Source organism: Neisseria sp. P0021.S005, from assembly GCF_051956955.1.
Window position 1 is genome coordinate 1 of sequence record NZ_JBQCWY010000032.1, and the last position, 16,112, is coordinate 16,112.

Consider the following 16,112-nt stretch of genomic DNA (forward strand, 5'->3'; position numbering starts at 1 on the left):
AGCTATTCCCGCATATTGAAAAAGAACAATCAACAAGTAATCAGAATGGAGCGGGAAACGAGTCTCGAACTCGCGACCTCAACCTTGGCAAGGTTGCGCTCTACCAACTGAGCTATTCCCGCTCTGATAGTTTGTTGCTTCGTATATCGAAGAAGACGCAATTATTATGGATTTAATCGCGTGCGTCAAGTATTTTGTTTTTATTTTTTTTAAAAATTTATTTGAATTCTTTCCATGCCATTTTCAGGTAGTAGCACATGGACCAGATGGTCAATACAGATGCTATAAACATCAATATGTTACCAATGAGATAGAAAGGATCGTTATATTTGTCTGTGCCGATAAGCAAAAGGAAGATGGCGATCATTTGGGCGGTGGTTTTGAATTTGCCGATAGTGGCCACTGCAACGCTGCCGCGTTTGCCCATTTGTGCCATCCATTCGCGCAAGGCGGAAATGGTGATTTCCCGGCCGATAATAATCATGGCGAAGATGGCGTATGTTCTGCCAAGGCTGACGAGCAGGAGCAGGGCAACGGCAACCATGAGCTTGTCGGCAACGGGGTCGAGGAATGCACCGAAGTCGGAGGTTTGTTTCCAGCGGCGTGCTAAAAAGCCGTCGAACCAGTCTGTAATAGCTGCAAGTGCAAAGATGATAGCGGCTGTCCAGTTGACGGTTTGTGGTTGAATCCATGTGTTCGGTAAATAGAATAGGATGGTGAACACGGGGATTAATAGGACGCGCATCCAGGTAAGTAAAATAGGTATGTTCCAAGGCATGGTTTGGGATCTTTTGGATGATGTGTCGGGTTGTTCATTATAGCTTATTTGTTCACTCTGCTTTTTGAAGTGTTGTTTTTTTGCCGACAAGTATCTTGGGCATAGATTTTTGTCGTGTGGGTTGTGAAGAAAATCTGCTAAGGCCGTCTGAAAAATAGGCTGTTGCGGGGTGTAAATGTTTTTGGGTAGAAAAGTAGCTGCGAAATAGTGAGCAATAAGGTCTGCCTGCTGTTCGATATTTAATTGGTTGATGTGGGGTAAGGGGATAGGGTAGGCGTAAGCTTTGCGTTTTCTGTATCCGCCTTTGAGCATGATGAATAGGCCGGAAAGCCAAACTTTGTGACCGCGCTGGTGTTGCCAGACATGTGTCAGCTCATGAATCAGCCAGATTTTGTAGGCGATGCCGGCTTGAGTGAAATCATCAGGGCAGTGTTTACGAGGAAAGTATATGTTTCCATTGGGCGCAATGGCGGTATTGGCGTTGGGTATAAGTGGAATGCCGCGATATATTTTGATGTGGTGGAAGTCTATGCTGTCCGCAAAAACTTGTTTTGCCATACGGACTTCATTTTCGGTCAGTCTGCGCCAATCGGAAAAAATCATATTTGGAAGGGAATATAAGAGGGTATGAAGATTTCAGGCCGTCTGAAAGGTTTCAGACGGCCTGGGTCGGGATTTATTGTTCTGTTGAAGCGGCTTGTTTGCCGTTGTCGAACAATTTGTCCATAGGCGTCAGATTGACTGCATTGCCTTGGCTGACTATCCATTTGTTTTCAACACGCCATACGCCTGAGGCATCTTCAACGCGTAAGTACCAATGATTGGTTGGGCGTAAAGGTTTAAAGACGGCTTCGTATTCCATGCGGCCGTTTTGTGGTTCGGCTGTTACGGCGCGCAGCTTGACGGTTTGGTCATCGGCTTTGCGCGTCGGGTGCATCAACAATAGGTTTAATGGCTGTTTGGTATCGAATTGTCCGCTGACGAATACTTTGGCGGCATTCATATCCGGACTGATTAAGACCTGCACTTGAATTTGCCGTTTAACGGCTTCTTCATCACGGTGAAGTTGGATTTCGATGTGTTTGCCGTCTTTGTAGTAATCGTCAGACACCAAGTCTGTCGTGTGTTCTTTTGCGACGAAGAACATGGAAACGCTGGCGATAACGACGAAGATGGGGCCTGCCATCAGCACCCAGGGCCAAATATGTTTGTACCAAGGTTTGATTTTGGGTTGTGGGGACACCGTTTATTCTCCGATAAAGGTTGCTTTTTCTTCTAAAGTAGTCGGTTTGGAGTCGGCAGAGCCGGTCTCGCGATAGATAAAGGTAAATTCAATCGGATGGCTGCCTTTGTCGGCGTATTCGGGAATGGTAGATACCTGTACTGGGATGGTAACGGTTTCCCGCGGCGCAATTTTAATACCGTTTTCAGGCAGGCCGGTCAGCGCGATTTCGTCAAAGCCTTTGACGGTTGCGGTCATCAGTTGTTCGTTTTCACTATTGTTGATAATACGCAGGTTATAGGCATTTTCCAACCAGCCTTGGCTGTTTTCGCGAACCATGACACCACGGTCTTTCAGGATATCGACTTCGACCATTTTTCGGGTGGAAATGCCGACCAGGAAGGCGATGATGACCACCAGGAGTACTGCGCCATAACCAGCTACGCGCGGACGTTTCAAGCGTTTTTTGATGTCGCTTTCAGGGTATTCGTGTTCCAACGCGCCTTCGGTTGTATAACGGATCAAGCCGCGCTCGTAGCCCATTTTGTCCATGATTTCGTCGCAGGCATCGATACACGCCGCGCAGCCGATACATTGGTATTGCAAACCGTCGCGGATGTCGATACCGACGGGGCAGACTTGCACGCACATGGTGCAGTTGATGCAGTCGCCCAAGCCGCTGTCTTCTTTGTTGGCGGTTTTCTTGCGTGCGCCGCGCGGTTCGCCGCGTTCGGTATCGTAAGAAATAATCAGCGTGTCTTTGTCAAACATTGCACTTTGGAAACGTGCATACGGACACATATGCAGACACACTTTTTCGCGCATGATGTGGGCGAAGAAGAAAGTCATGAATCCGTAAAATGCTGCGGCAAACATTGCGCCGCCGCCTGCTGCTCCGGTGAATAAATCGGGAACAAATTGGCGGATCGGGATAAACCAGCCTGCAAAAGTGATACCTGTCCATGCGCAGACAAGGAAAATCAGCAGGTATTTGGTGGCCTTAATGCGAATTTTAGTAAAGTTCCAAGGCGATTTTTCCAGTTTTAGGCGTTTGTTTCTATCGCCTTCGACCAAGTTGTCAATCCACAGCATAATTTCGGTGTAAACCGTTTGCGGGCATGAATAGCCGCACCACAAACGACCGGCAATGGTTGTCCACCAAAACAATCCGAATGCGCAAATCATCAGCAGTAAGGCAAGGTAAATCAAATCGCCCATACCCAGCGACAGTCCGAAAATGAAGAAATGACGGTCAGGGATATTGAATAAAACCGCCTGACGGCCGCTCCAGTTGAACCATGGAATAACGTAAAATACAAACTGGGTCGCCAATACTGCGGCGATACGCAGTTTGGCAAAGCGTCCTTCCGCCTTTTTAGGATGGATGCGTTCGCCTTCAGGATGGATTTGAATCACGCTGGATTTAGGTTTGGAAGGTTTGGGCGGAGTGGCTTTTGCTGTTTTTTCTGTTGAGGGTGTGGTATTTTCAGCTTGGTTTTCTGGTGACATTTCAGTGTTCCTTGATGAAGTGCACACAAGCCTGTTGTCATGGTAGTAGTTTGATGTGGATATTTTCAGACGGCCTTTCGCGTGCATACAAATCATAACATTTGACTCTATTCAAAGCAAAAGAGGGACTTCGTATTAACGATGGATTCCTTGCGGCCGTTTGATGTAGGGCCGTCTGAAAAGGGCAGTATTCAAAGGTTTATGGTTCGGCATGTGTGCAAACTTATAGTGATTTGCTATTTACACGATAAAAATATATAAAGCACTGTTTCAAAACGAAATAACAGTTAATATCATCTGTCCCGTCCGTTTCGGGTAACCGAGTGGAAACAGGCCGTCTGACAAAGCGAATATCAAAAGCTATCCTTGAAAGCACGGCTGATTCAGGCGATAATCGGTACACCTTTTTTCATATTTCCAATCTTGTCCAAGGAAGGTCAAACCATGTCTCAACTGGCAAACGCAATCCGTTTCCTCTCAGTCGATGCCGTACAAAAAGCCAACTCAGGCCACCCGGGTGCGCCTATGGGTATGGCGGAAATGGCAGAAGTGTTGTGGACGAAGTTCCTCAATCATAATCCGGCCAACCCGAAATTCTACAACCGCGACCGTTTTGTCCTCTCCAATGGTCATGCTTCCATGATTCTTTACAGCCTGTTGCACCTGACCGGCTACAACGTTTCTATTGATGATCTGAAAAATTTCCGCCAACTGCACAGTAAAACCCCCGGCCATCCTGAATATGGCTACACCGACGGCGTGGAAACCACGACCGGTCCATTGGGACAAGGTATTGCCAACGCAGTGGGCATGGCTTTAGCCGAAAAAATCTTGGCTGCCGAATTTAATAAAGACGGTTTGAACATCGTTGACCACCACACCTACGTCTTCATGGGCGACGGTTGTATGATGGAAGGCGTATCGCACGAAGCCTGCTCGCTTGCCGGCACTTTAGGTTTGGGCAAACTGATTGTTTTATATGATGACAACAATATTTCCATTGACGGTAAAGTGGACGGTTGGTTTACCGAAAACATCCCGCAACGTTTTGAAAGCTACGGCTGGCAGGTGATTCCAAATGTAAACGGTCATGATACCGATGCCATTCAGACGGCCATTGAAGCCGCCCGCGCCGAAACCGGCAAACCTTCCCTGATTTGCTGCAAAACCTTAATCGGTAAAGGCAGTGCTAACAAAGAAGGCAGCCACAAAACCCACGGTGCGCCTTTGGGTGCGGACGAGATCGAAGCCACGCGCAAACATTTGGGTTGGGCTTATCCTGCGTTTGAAATCCCTCAAGAGATCTATGCTGCATGGGATGCAAAAGAAAAAGGCGCGAAACTTGAGGCCGAATGGAACGAACTCTTCGCTCAATATCAAGCCAAATATCCTGCCGAAGCCGCAGAATTTGTGCGTCGCATGGATAAAAAACTGCCTGAAAACTTCGATGCTTACGTTCAAGCCGCATTGAAAGAAGTGTGCGCCAAAGCAGAAACCATCGCCACCCGTAAAGCCAGCCAAAACAGCATCGAAATCTTGGCAAAAGAGCTGCCTGAATTGGTGGGCGGTTCTGCAGACTTGACCCCGTCCAACCTGACTGACTGGTCAAACAGCGTTTCCGTTACCCGCGAACACGGCGGCAACTATATTCACTACGGCGTTCGCGAGTTCGGCATGGGCGCAATCATGAACGGCCTTACCCTGCATGGCGGTGTTAAACCATTCGGCGCGACTTTCCTGATGTTCAGCGAATACGAGCGTAATGCTTTGCGTATGGCGTCGCTGATGAAAATCAACCCTGTATTTGTGTTCACTCACGATTCCATTGGTTTGGGCGAAGATGGTCCTACCCACCAACCTATCGAGCAAACTGCCACTCTGCGCCTAATTCCAAATATGGATGTATGGCGTCCATGCGATACCGTTGAATCTTTGGTGGCGTGGGCTGAAGCCGTTAAAGCTGCCGATCATCCGTCCAGCTTGATTTTCAGCCGTCAAAACCTGAAATTCCAAGCGCGTGATGAACAACAGCTGAACGACATCAAACGCGGTGGCTACGTCATCAGTGAAGCTCAAGGCAATGCACAAGCTGTTGTAATTGCTACCGGTTCTGAAGTTGAATTGGCTCTGGAAGCGCAAAAAGTATTGGCAGAACAAGGTATTGCCGTACGCGTTGTTTCCATGCCTTCTACCAATGTATTCGACCGTCAAGATGCCGCCTATAAAGCCGCTGTTCTGCCGGAAGGTTTGCCACGCGTAGCCATAGAAGCCGGACATGCCGACGGTTGGTATAAATACGTCGGTTTGAACGGCGCCGTGGTCGGTATCAACCGCTTCGGCGAGTCTGCACCTGCTGATTTGCTGTTCAAAGAATTCGGCTTTACCGTAGACAATGTGGTTGCCACTGTTAAATCTGTTTTGTAAATCAGATTTTTGATTGGGATAAAAAGGCCGTCTGAAATTTCAGACGGCCTTTTATTTTTCAGTCGGTTAAACAGTTTCTGTTTCAGGTTTGACCTTGCTTTTCTTAAACTTCAACACGGCTTTTTCTTTTGCTGCATCCCAGTCTATCAGCACAAAGCCACCTTCGGTGAGTTTGCCGAACAGAAGTTCGTCGGCGAGCGGTTTGCGGATTTTTTCCTGGATCAGGCGGTTCATCGGGCGTGCGCCCATTTGCGGGTCGAAACCTTTTTCCGCCAGATATTTGCGCAATGCCGGTGTGAATTCGGCTTCGACTTTTTTGTCGAGGAGCTGGTGTTCGAGCTGGAGCAGGAATTTGTCCACGACTTTGACGATAATGGGTTCGGACAAGGGCGCAAATGGGATAATCGCGTCCAAGCGGTTGCGGAACTCGGGCGTGAAGAGTTTGTTGATTGCCTGCATTTCGTCGCCGCGCTCGCGTTTGGCGGTAAAGCCGAGGTTGGGTCGGCTGAGGCTTTCCGCGCCTGCGTTGGTGGTCATAATCAGGATGACGTTGCGGAAGTCGGCACTCTTGCCGTTGTTGTCGGTCAGTTTGCCTGCGTCCATGACTTGCAGGAGGACGTTGAAAATGTCGGGGTGGGCTTTTTCGATTTCGTCCAAGAGCAACACGCAATGCGGCTGCTTGTTGACGGCTTCGGTCAAAAGGCCGCCTTGTTCAAAGCCGACGTAGCCTGGTGGTGCGCCGATGAGGCGCGATACGGCGTGGCGTTCCATGTATTCGGACATATCAAAGCGTTGCAGCGGTACGCCCATCGAGTAGGCAAGCTGTTTGGCGACTTCGGTTTTGCCGACGCCGGTTGGGCCGGAGAAGAGGAAACTGCCTATCGGTTTGTCGGGCAGGGCGAGGCCAGAGCGCGACATTTTGACGGCGGCAACCAGCGCGTCAATGGCGTTTTCCTGACCGTAAACCATGTTTTTCAAATCACGGCCGAGGAATTGCAACACTTGTTTGTCGTCGTGCGACACGGTTTTTTCGGGAATCCGCGCAACTTTGGCGATGACGGTTTCGATTTGCGCTTTGCCGATGACTTTTTTCTGTTTGGATTTGGGCAAAATCCGTTGCGCCGCGCCTGCTTCATCCATTACGTCGATGGCTTTGTCGGGCAGGAAACGTTCGTTGATGTAGCGGGCGGAAAGTTCGGCTGCGGCTTCAAGTGCGCCTTGCGTATAGCGGACTTGGTGGAAATCTTCAAACATCGGTTTCAAGCCGCGCAGGATTTGTACGGTTTCGGAAATGGTAGGCTCGACCACGTCAATTTTTTGGAAACGGCGGCTTAAGGCGTGGTCTTTGTCGAAAATGGTACGGTATTCGTCATAAGTGGTCGCACCGATGCAGCGCAGCGAGCCTTTTGCCAGCGCAGGTTTGAGCAGGTTAGACGCATCCATTGTGCCACCGCTGGTGCTGCCCGCGCCGATGATGGTGTGGATTTCGTCGATGAATAAAATGGCGTGCGGGATTTTTTCGAGCTGTTTCAAGACGGATTTGACCCGTGCTTCAAAGTCGCCGCGGTATTTCGTGCCCGCCAAAAGCGAACCCATATCCAGTGCGTATACTTCGGCTTCTTTCAGCACGTCGGGAATATCGCCGTTGACGATTTGGTGTGCTAAGCCTTCCGCCAGCGCGGTTTTGCCCACACCAGCCTCGCCGACCAAAAGCGGATTGTTTTTGCGGCGGCGGCACAGGATTTGTACCAGCCTTTCCATTTCGTGTTTGCGACCAATCAAAGGGTCGATACGGCCGGCTTTGACTTCGGCGTTGAGGTTGACGGTGTAGTCGGAAAGAGAGCCGGTTTTCTGTTCCGCTTCTTCGCCCTCGCGTCCCAGGCCGTCTGAATCATTGCAGTCTTCGTCATCAGGCGAGCCATGGGCAATGCAACGCAAGACTTCAAAGCGTGTAATGGATTGCAATTTGAGGAAATAAACGGCATGGCTTTCAGATTCGCTCATCATGGCAACCAAAATATCCAAAGGCTCTACTGCGGCTTTGCCGGCAGACTGGGTATGCACCATTGCCCGTTGGATGACGCGTTGGAAGCCCAATGTCGGCTGGGTTTCGACCGTATCCAGAAGATGATCGGGAATTTGCGGTGTATTTTCTGCAACGCTGGCCGCAAGCTGCTCGGACAGGACTTTCAAATCCGCACCACACAGTTTCAAGACGTTCGGCACAGCCGCATCTTCTTCTATCAACACCAAAAGCAGGTGTTCCAAGCTGATAAACTCATAACGGGCGTTGCGTGCTTCACGGTAGAGCAGTTGCAGGATGTGTTCCAATTCGGGTGAAAGCATGATTTAAACCTCTTCGACTATACATTTGAGCGGATGCCCTTCAGCTTTGGCACGTTCCATGACCTGATGTTGCTTGGTCTGCGCAATATCGCGCGTGTAGGTGCCGCACAGGCCTTTGCCTTCGTGGTGCACCAGCAACATGACGGCCACTGCCTGTTCCTGTGTAAGCATAAAGACTTCGGTCAGGATTTCGACGACAAATTCCATGGTGGTGTAATCGTCGTTCAATAAAAATACGCCGTAACGTTTCGGCGGCTGTGTGTTGATATCGCTGAGCAGGGTATCGGATTGGTGGTCGGTATTCGGATGGTTCATAAGCTTAGGTTTCAGTTTTCAGACGGCCTGTTTTAGAGTGTAAACAGTTTTCTGTTGTATTTCGGCAATTTTTTTCTATTTTCCCACTTTTTTGAAAACATAGCTTGACGTTTTGTCTTAACAAATGTAAAAAGACGGTTAAGCAGAAGTTGGCACTCGACCGCGTATGTGATACGTGGGAGAAACGCTGAACGTTTTAGTTTGCTGTATGCCTTGTTTTGCTGATTTTGTTAATTTTTAAGTATAGGAAGTTTCTAATGGCAACCGGTATCGTAAAATGGTTTAACGACGCTAAAGGTTTTGGTTTCATCACTCCTGATGAAGGTGGCGAAGATTTGTTCGCTCACTTCTCAGCGATCAACATGGATGGTTTCAAAACCCTGAAAGAAGGTCAACGCGTATCTTTCGACGTAACCACCGGCCCTAAAGGCAAACAAGCTGCTAACATTCAAGCTGCTTAATCAAATGCGCGGCGTAAGCCGTAAAATCATGGCGGGGTTTCCCGCCATTTTTTATGGGCGTTCGAGTTAAAAATTATGAATCAAAATTCATCTTATCAAAATGCTTTAAACCAGTTAGACGAGCTTATCCGTCATTTTCGTAGCGAAGGCGAGGTCAGCTGCGCCGTTGCCGAGCGTGAAGACCAAATCTTGATCCGCCTTGCCGATTTGAAACTGGATTTGCGCCCTGAAGATGAAAAAGCGATTGCTGATATCGACCGTTTTTACCGCCGCCATGTTTTAAGCGAATAAACGTTTCAAAACCGTTTGCCGTTTTATTTTTTAAGCATGCCTGATAAAATAGGCCGTCTGAAAAGTTTGTAAAGAATCAGCACAATGAGTATTGCCAATAATAAAAAAGCCTTTCACGATTTCTTTATCGAAGACCAAATCGAAGCCGGTATAGTATTGGAGGGATGGGAAGTCAAAGCCATCCGCGCTGCACGCGTGCAATTAAAAGAAAGCTATATCTACTGGAAAAAAGACGCATTCTATTTGGTGGGCTGCCACATTACCGCATTGCCCACTGCCTCGACACACGTCAAACCCGACCCTGTCCGTCCGCGTAAGTTGTTGTTGAAACAATCGGAAATCAACAAGTTAATCGGTAAAACCGAACGTGCCGGTTATACGATTGTGCCCTTAAACCTGCATTACACACGTGGTAGAATCAAAGTGGAAATCGGTTTGGCCAAGGGTAAGAAACAGCATGACAAACGCCAAAGCCTGAAAGAAGCGGATTGGAAGCGTGAGAAACAACGTTTGATGAAAAACGTACGTTGATTTTTTCAGACGGCCTTTTTGTAAAGGCCGTCTGAATATTTATTGTTTGAAAATTTTAAAAAGGAAAACAGATGAAAACCATGATTTTAGCAGCGGCTTCAGCCGTATTGTTGCTGGGCGCGTGTTCTACTACGGAACAAAGAGTATTGAAACCTGAAGAGCTGACCAGCATCAAACATGTCTGCATCATTCAGAATGCAAAAGTGCGTCCGCATGATTTGGACAAGGCTTTGTCCAAAGCTTTGGCAAAACGCGGCATTGGCAGCACGATTGTAACCGCAGACAACCGTGGCAAACTGTATGATTCTTCTTGCCCGTATAATCTGCGTTACAAAACCAAAGGCAATGACGAAATCTTGCGTAAAGGCGTATTTGTGTTGCGAAGCACGAAGTATGCGGTTTCTACTGTCAGCTACTCTTTAAATGATGAAAACCACTTCCGAACCAACCCTGATTTGGTGAAACAGGCTGAAGGCGTTGTGGCCAAATTGTTGGAAAAAAACAGCAAATAAAAGCCAGAATAAAAAACCGGCTTGCCGTGATATGGAGAATATCGGGCAAGCCGGTTTTATTTTCAGACGGCCTTAAATGGATTTGATTTTTTCCCAAAGGGTTTTGACTGTACCTTGATAGTAGGTTTCGGAAGTGCAATAGACTGTTTCTAAAGCACATTGTCCTTGTGAGCCGTATTTTTTGATACATTGGTTCAAGGCAATTTGATGCACAGTTTTGAAACGTGGGGAGGTAATGGCTACCACGTTTTGAGCAGTCAATTTGCCCATGGCTTTAGGATAGGCAACAGCGATACAGGTGTTGTGCAGAGGGACAACCGTTTTGCAGCCTGTTGCTTGGCCTGCACCGATGCCGGCTAAGGCATCTTGGCCTTTGCAGAATGTTTCGAGTTCGGCTGTCGCATCCAGTTGGGTGGCATTTTCTTTGGTGGTTTTGATTTGCAGCGCTTCATCGCTGTTGGCTGGGTTTTGCCACATGGCCAGGTAGCCGTAAGTATCGGCAGCCAGGGCGGCAGGAGTCAGTGCGCAAAGGATAAGTGTCATTAGTGTTTTTTTCATGTTCGTTCCCTGTTTGTTGGGTATTTGTCGTTATTATAAAGCAAAAGTACTTATTTGATATAAATTTGCTTTTAAAATGAATATTTAGTGTGGCAGATAGATTATAGGCCGTCTGAAATTTCAGACGGCCTTTTGATTATGTTTTAAAGAATAGGGCGTAGCTTAGAGGTTTATACACCGTGGCGGTCGAGCCAACGTTCGGCATCAAGCGCGGCTTGGCAGCCGGAAGCGGCGCTGGTGATGGCTTGACGGTAGGTATGGTCTTTGACGTCGCCTGCTGCCCATACGCCTTCGATATTGGTGGCGCCGACATTGTCGCCGGTACCGCCTTTGGTTTTCAAATAGCCGGTTTCGTCCATATCAAGTTGGCCTTTGAAGATGTCGGTGTTGGGTTTGTGGCCGATGGCGATGAAGACGCCTTTTACAGCGATTTCTTCAGTACTGCCGTCATTGTGTTTCAGGCGTGCACCGGTAACGCCGCTTTCGTCGCCCAAGATTTCATCAACCGAGCTGTTGAGCTTGAGGATGATTTTACCTTCTTCAACCCGTTGCATCAGTTTGTCCACCATGATTTTTTCGGCGCGGAAGCTGTCGCGGCGGTGAATCAGGGTAACGGTGTTGGCGATATTGGCAAGGTAGAGGGCTTCTTCTACAGCGGTATTGCCACCGCCGACTACGGCAACATCTTGTTTTTTATAGAAGAAGCCGTCGCAAGTTGCGCAGGCGGAAACGCCTTTGCCGGCAAAGGTTTCTTCGCTTGGCAAACCTAAATATTTGGCGGATGCGCCGGTGGCAACGATGAGTGCATCGCAGGTGTATTCGCCCATATCGCCTTTGAGGGTAAACGGACGGTTTTGCAAATCAACGGTGTGGATTTGGTCAAAAATCATTTCAGTGCCGAAGCGTTCGGCATGAGCTTGGAAACGGGCCATCAGTTCCGGACCTTGTACGCCTTCTGCGTCGGCAGGCCAGTTGTCCACTTCGGTGGTGGTCATCAGTTGTCCGCCTTGCTCAACGCCGGTAATGATCACAGGGTTGAGGTTGGCACGGGCGGCATAGACGGCGGCAGTATAGCCGGCAGGGCCGGAGCCGAGGATGATGAGTTTGTGATGGTTGCTCATGATGGTTTCCTTGCTGATAAATGTTTGAATTTTGTCGTGTCTACGCTTTCAGACGGCCTAAATTCTACTTGAATCTGCCGCCGTCTGAAATATGTTTGTCGTTTGGGTTTAGTGGCTGTCTTTCCACTGGTAGTATTTGGAACCGAGGTAGGAGCCGAGTTTGCGCAGGAACGGCTGGGTGATGATATTGCTGTGGCGCAGCTGCTCGAAAGGTTTCAGACGGCCGTCATCACCCATGATGGCTTCGGCAATCGCCAAACCGGCAATGCCGGTAATTGCCATGCCGTGTCCGGAATAGCCTTGAGCATAGAAAACGGTAGGGGCGAGGCGGCCGAAATGTGGAGCGAGGTTGCGCGTGATGTCGCATTCGCCGCCCCAGGAATGCTCGATTCTGACATCGGCAAGTTGCGGGAAAACTTTCAGCATGTCTTGGCGGACGAGTTCGGTCATGCGGTCTGGATCGTCGATAAATTCGTTGTCTTTGCCGCCGAAGAGCAGGCGGCCGTCGGCGCTGAGACGGTAGTAGTCGAGGACGTGGCGGTTGTCGCAGATGGCCATATTGTTGCGGATCAGGTCTTTGGCACGCTCGCCCAGAGGCTCGGTGGCGATGATAAAGGTGCTGACGGCAATGGCTTTTTGTTCCAATACTTTGAATTTCGGGTGCAAACCGGCATAAGTATTGACGGCATAAACGAGGTTTTTGCACTCAACGCTGCCATTAGGCGTGTGTACCAGCCAACCGTTATCGCATGGCTCGATACGCGTCATCGGGGATTGCTCAAAAAGTTGTGCGCCTGCATCGGCTGCCGCTTTGGCAATGCCTAGGGTGTAATTGAGCGGGTGCAAGTGGCCGGATAAAGGATCAAATTGCGCGCCTTGATACATATCGCTGGCAAGTTGTTGCTTCAGCGTGGCTTTATCCCAAAGCTGGTAATGGCTTGCGCCATAATGTTTTTGGGCGTGTTCGTGCCATTGTTGCAATTCTTCCCAATGCTGAGGACGGACGGCGACGGTCGCGTAGCCGCGTTGCCAATCGCATTGGATATTGTGTTTTTGAATGCGCGAGTCAACCAGTTCAACGGCTTGCAGGGATTGCTGCCAGAACCATTGGGCCTGTTCTAAGCCGACTTGTTTTTCGATCTCTTCCATGCCGCAGGCAAAATCGCTGATGACTTGTCCGCCGCTGCGGCCTGATGCGCCGAAACCGATACGTGCGGCTTCGAGCACGATGACTTCATGGCCGTTTTCGGTAAGCGGTAGGGCGGTGCATAAACCGGTCAAGCCGCCACCGATAACGCAGGTTTCAGTTTTCAGACGGCCTTCGAGCGTCGGATAAGACGGATGGGGATTGGCTGTGCTGACATAGTAGGAAGGAAGGTATTCTTTGAAGCTGGGATTGATCATGATTTGGGCTTTAGGTTGGTTTTAACTTCATTGAAAACAGGTTTTCAGACGGCCTGGAATATGGGCTTAAGTTTAGGCCGTCTGAAAGGATAAAATGCGGTTAATAAAACAGGCTGTTCCGACGCTTTATCGGACAGCCTGTCTGCATATTAGGCGGCTTTCTCGGCTGCCAGTTTTTCTTGGCGGTAGGCTTCGGCAGCCTCACGTTCCCGTTTGGTTGCCTGACGCATCATCCAGTAGTTGACGACAATCACCAGCGTACCGATGATACCGATCAGGATGGTTGCCAAAACGTTCATCTGAGGGTCAAGGCCGAGTTTGATTTTGGAGAAAATCACTTGCGGCAATGTCGATGAACCCGGGCCTGACAGGAAGGAGGTAATCACCAAATCGTCCAAAGACAGGGTAATGCCCAAGAGGAAGCCAGAAGCAATCGCAGGGGCAATCAACGGCAGGGTAATCACGAAGAAAATTTTCAGCGGACGGGCGCCCAAGTCCATAGCGGCTTCTTCCAAGGATTGATCCAATTCCACCAAGCGCGAGCGGATGACGACGGTAATGTACGCCATGCAAAGCGTGGTGTGGCCGAGGAAGATGGTGAAGAAACCGCGATCGAAGTAGAGCGATTGCAGCAATTCACTGCCTTGCAGGAACATTTGCACCTGAATAATCAGCAACAGCATGGACAAACCGGTAATCACATCAGGCATCACCATAGGCGCGGAAATCATACCGGCAAACAGGGTGCTGCCACGGAAGCGTTTAATCCGCGCCATGGCGTAGCCTGCCAATGTGCCGAGTGCCACGGCGGCAAGCGAGGAAATGATAGCGATACGCAATGATAGCCAGGCCGCTTCCAAGATTGTGTCGTTTTCCATTAATGCGCCGTACCATTTGATTGAGAAACCGCCCCAAACGGTAACCAGCTTGGATTCATTGAAAGAATAGATGACCAAAACCACCAGCGGAATATAGAGGAATGCCAGCGAGAGCAGGAGCATCAGTTTCAAGAACCAGGATAATTTGGTTTTTTGCATTATTTGCCTCCTTCTTCCAATTCGCGGTTTTCATAGTGTTGGAACAGGGCAATCGGTACAACCAACAGGGCAACCATGACGACGGCGACGGCAGAAGCCAGCGGCCAGTTGTTTTGGTCGAAGAATGCCTGCCACAATACTTTACCGATCATCAGGTTTTCAGAACCACCCACCAATTCAGGAATCACAAATTCACCGACGGCCGGAACGAAGACCAGCATAGAGCCTGCGATGATGCCGGTTTTGGATAAAGGCAGGGTAATGGTAAAGAAGGATTTGATCGGACCTGCGCCCAAGTCAGAAGCGGCTTCGAGCAGACGGTTGTCCAGTTTTACCAGTTGTGTGTACAGCGGCAAAATCATAAACGGCAGATAGGCGTAAACCATCACCAAATTCAGCGAAAAAGCATTGTAGAACAAGTCTAAAGGCTCGCTGATGATTCCGTATTTGATTAAGAAATTGTTGATGATGCCGTTGTGACCCAATAAGCCCATCCATGCGTAAACACGCAGCAGGAAAGAGGTCCAGAAAGGCAGCATGATTGCCAACAGCAGGCCGTTGCGCGCAGCCGGATTCGCGCGTGAAATGGCATAAGCGGTGGGATAACCGATCAACAGGCAGATGATGGTCGTCGTCAGCGCAGTCTTAATCGAAGACCAGTAGGTCATCAGATAGATATTGCTGTTTTCACTGTCGCCAAACGGATTGAGCGTATTCCAAAAGTTTTGGAAAATGTCGGCGTAGTTCTGATAGCTGATGGCAATGTTCAGACGGCCTAAGTCTTCATCAATCGTTGTCAGCGGCGTAAATGGCGGAATGGCAATTTCTTGTTCGGCAAAGCTGATTTTCAATACGATGGCGAACGGAATCAGAAACAGAATCAAAAGCCAAATATACGGCACGGCAATCACTGCACGCTGGCCGGGGCGGCGGAACAGTTTGTTTTTCAGTTTTTTAAGGTTCATTGCATTTCCCTCAAATTAACTGAACAGAGGTGTTGGTTGGTTTTCAGGCCAGCTGATGTAGACAGTCTCGTCCCAAGTCGGCGGTGTAATGTTGCGCACATACCAATAAGGTGCGGGAACTTGGCTTTTGACGACACGGCCGTTGGCAAGTTTGATGTGGTAAATCGCGAAGCTGCCCAAGTAGGCAATTTCTTTGACTGTACCTTGGGCCCAGTTGTGCGCGCCCAAGTGTTCCGGTTTTTCTTTATGCAAATCAATATCTTCAGGACGGATGCTGATCCAGATTTCATGGTCGTTTGGAACGCCCAAGCCGTGGTCGATGCGGACGTGGTTTTCCAAGCCGTCACATTTGACGATGGAGAAATCGGCGCGGTCGTCAATAACGACGCCGTCAAAAATATTGGTTTCGCCGATAAATTCAGCGGTAAAGCGGCTGTTAGGATAGTCGTACACGTCGCTAGGCGTGCCGACTTGGCGCAATTGGCCGTCGGACATAATGGCGATACGGGTCGCCATCGTCATCGCTTCTTCTTGGTCGTGGGTAACCATGATGCAGGTTACGCCGACTTGTTCCAGCGTGTTGACCAATTCCAGTTGGGTTTGTTGGCGCAGTTTTTTATCGAGTGCGCCCAAAGGTT

16 protein-coding genes and 1 tRNA gene are annotated in these 16,112 nt (G+C 49.1%); 5 read left to right on the forward strand and 12 right to left on the reverse strand.

Annotated features, from left to right (window positions below; genetic code table 11):
* Positions 1 to 46: 46 nt before the first annotated feature.
* From ACTHUE_RS03495 to ccoG, 4 genes are all read right to left on the reverse strand, one after another.
* Positions 47 to 122, reverse strand: a tRNA-Gly gene (locus tag ACTHUE_RS03495).
* 95 nt (positions 123 to 217) lie between these two features.
* Positions 218 to 778, reverse strand: a complete 561-nt coding sequence (gene pgsA, locus ACTHUE_RS03500) for a CDP-diacylglycerol--glycerol-3-phosphate 3-phosphatidyltransferase (protein ID WP_003679552.1) — start codon at positions 776 to 778, stop codon at positions 218 to 220.
* Between the two features lie 676 nt (positions 779 to 1,454).
* Positions 1,455 to 2,021: a FixH family protein gene (locus ACTHUE_RS03505; protein WP_039862483.1), complete on the reverse strand. Its 567-nt coding sequence runs from the start codon at positions 2,019 to 2,021 to the stop codon at positions 1,455 to 1,457.
* A gap of 3 nt (positions 2,022 to 2,024) precedes the next feature.
* Complete coding sequence (gene ccoG / locus ACTHUE_RS03510) at positions 2,025 to 3,509, reverse strand: cytochrome c oxidase accessory protein CcoG (RefSeq protein ID WP_004520803.1); 1,485 nt, start codon at positions 3,507 to 3,509, stop codon at positions 2,025 to 2,027.
* Positions 3,510 to 3,953: 444 nt separating this feature from the next.
* Between ccoG and tkt the strand changes: the two genes are divergently transcribed.
* On the forward strand, positions 3,954 to 5,933 hold the full coding sequence (gene tkt, locus ACTHUE_RS03515) for a transketolase (RefSeq protein ID WP_039862482.1): 1,980 nt from the start codon (positions 3,954 to 3,956) through the stop codon (positions 5,931 to 5,933).
* Positions 5,934 to 5,999: 66 nt separating this feature from the next.
* On the opposite strand, the gene clpA is transcribed toward tkt, so the two are convergent.
* Together clpA and clpS are read right to left on the reverse strand one after the other, a co-directional pair.
* Positions 6,000 to 8,279 (reverse strand): ATP-dependent Clp protease ATP-binding subunit ClpA, encoded by a 2,280-nt coding sequence (gene clpA / locus ACTHUE_RS03520; RefSeq protein ID WP_004520800.1) that lies wholly within the window; start codon positions 8,277 to 8,279, stop codon positions 6,000 to 6,002.
* 3 nt (positions 8,280 to 8,282) lie between these two features.
* Positions 8,283 to 8,594, reverse strand: a complete 312-nt coding sequence (gene clpS / locus ACTHUE_RS03525) for an ATP-dependent Clp protease adapter ClpS (protein ID WP_004520799.1) — start codon at positions 8,592 to 8,594, stop codon at positions 8,283 to 8,285.
* 257 nt (positions 8,595 to 8,851) lie between these two features.
* Between clpS and ACTHUE_RS03530 the strand changes: the two genes are divergently transcribed.
* From ACTHUE_RS03530 to ACTHUE_RS03545, 4 genes are all read left to right on the forward strand, one after another.
* Complete coding sequence (locus tag ACTHUE_RS03530; protein WP_003682902.1) at positions 8,852 to 9,055, forward strand: cold-shock protein; 204 nt, start codon at positions 8,852 to 8,854, stop codon at positions 9,053 to 9,055.
* A 75-nt stretch (positions 9,056 to 9,130) separates the two neighbouring features.
* Positions 9,131 to 9,346 carry a hypothetical protein gene (locus ACTHUE_RS03535; RefSeq protein ID WP_003679564.1) on the forward strand — a complete coding sequence of 72 codons (216 nt, stop codon included), beginning with the start codon at positions 9,131 to 9,133 and terminating at the stop codon, positions 9,344 to 9,346.
* A gap of 84 nt (positions 9,347 to 9,430) precedes the next feature.
* The gene (gene smpB / locus ACTHUE_RS03540; RefSeq protein WP_003679566.1) at positions 9,431 to 9,877 is read left to right on the forward strand and encodes an SsrA-binding protein SmpB; all 447 of its coding nucleotides are present in this window, start codon (positions 9,431 to 9,433) and stop codon (positions 9,875 to 9,877) included.
* Between the two features lie 71 nt (positions 9,878 to 9,948).
* Positions 9,949 to 10,389: a hypothetical protein gene (locus tag ACTHUE_RS03545; protein ID WP_004520797.1), complete on the forward strand. Its 441-nt coding sequence runs from the start codon at positions 9,949 to 9,951 to the stop codon at positions 10,387 to 10,389.
* A gap of 72 nt (positions 10,390 to 10,461) precedes the next feature.
* Here ACTHUE_RS03545 and ACTHUE_RS03550 read toward each other — a convergent pair whose 3' ends face one another.
* The 6 genes from ACTHUE_RS03550 to ACTHUE_RS03575 form a co-directional block, all read right to left on the reverse strand.
* A complete protein-coding gene (locus tag ACTHUE_RS03550) occupies positions 10,462 to 10,947 on the reverse strand; it encodes a DUF4189 domain-containing protein (RefSeq protein WP_004520796.1) in 486 nt (161 codons plus the stop codon).
* Between the two features lie 170 nt (positions 10,948 to 11,117).
* Entirely contained in the window at positions 11,118 to 12,068 is a 951-nt protein-coding gene (gene trxB, locus ACTHUE_RS03555; RefSeq protein WP_049329772.1) for a thioredoxin-disulfide reductase, read from the reverse strand.
* Between the two features lie 108 nt (positions 12,069 to 12,176).
* On the reverse strand, positions 12,177 to 13,472 hold the full coding sequence (locus ACTHUE_RS03560; RefSeq protein ID WP_440361129.1) for an NAD(P)/FAD-dependent oxidoreductase: 1,296 nt from the start codon (positions 13,470 to 13,472) through the stop codon (positions 12,177 to 12,179).
* Between the two features lie 149 nt (positions 13,473 to 13,621).
* The gene (locus ACTHUE_RS03565; protein ID WP_440361128.1) at positions 13,622 to 14,509 is read right to left on the reverse strand and encodes an ABC transporter permease subunit; all 888 of its coding nucleotides are present in this window, start codon (positions 14,507 to 14,509) and stop codon (positions 13,622 to 13,624) included.
* A complete protein-coding gene (locus ACTHUE_RS03570; protein WP_003746146.1) occupies positions 14,509 to 15,474 on the reverse strand; it encodes an ABC transporter permease subunit in 966 nt (321 codons plus the stop codon). The genes ACTHUE_RS03565 and ACTHUE_RS03570 overlap by 1 nt, the downstream gene beginning before the upstream one ends.
* 15 nt (positions 15,475 to 15,489) lie before the next feature.
* On the reverse strand, positions 15,490 to 16,112 hold a 623-nt coding region (locus ACTHUE_RS03575; RefSeq protein WP_440423033.1), incomplete at its 5' end, for an ABC transporter ATP-binding protein.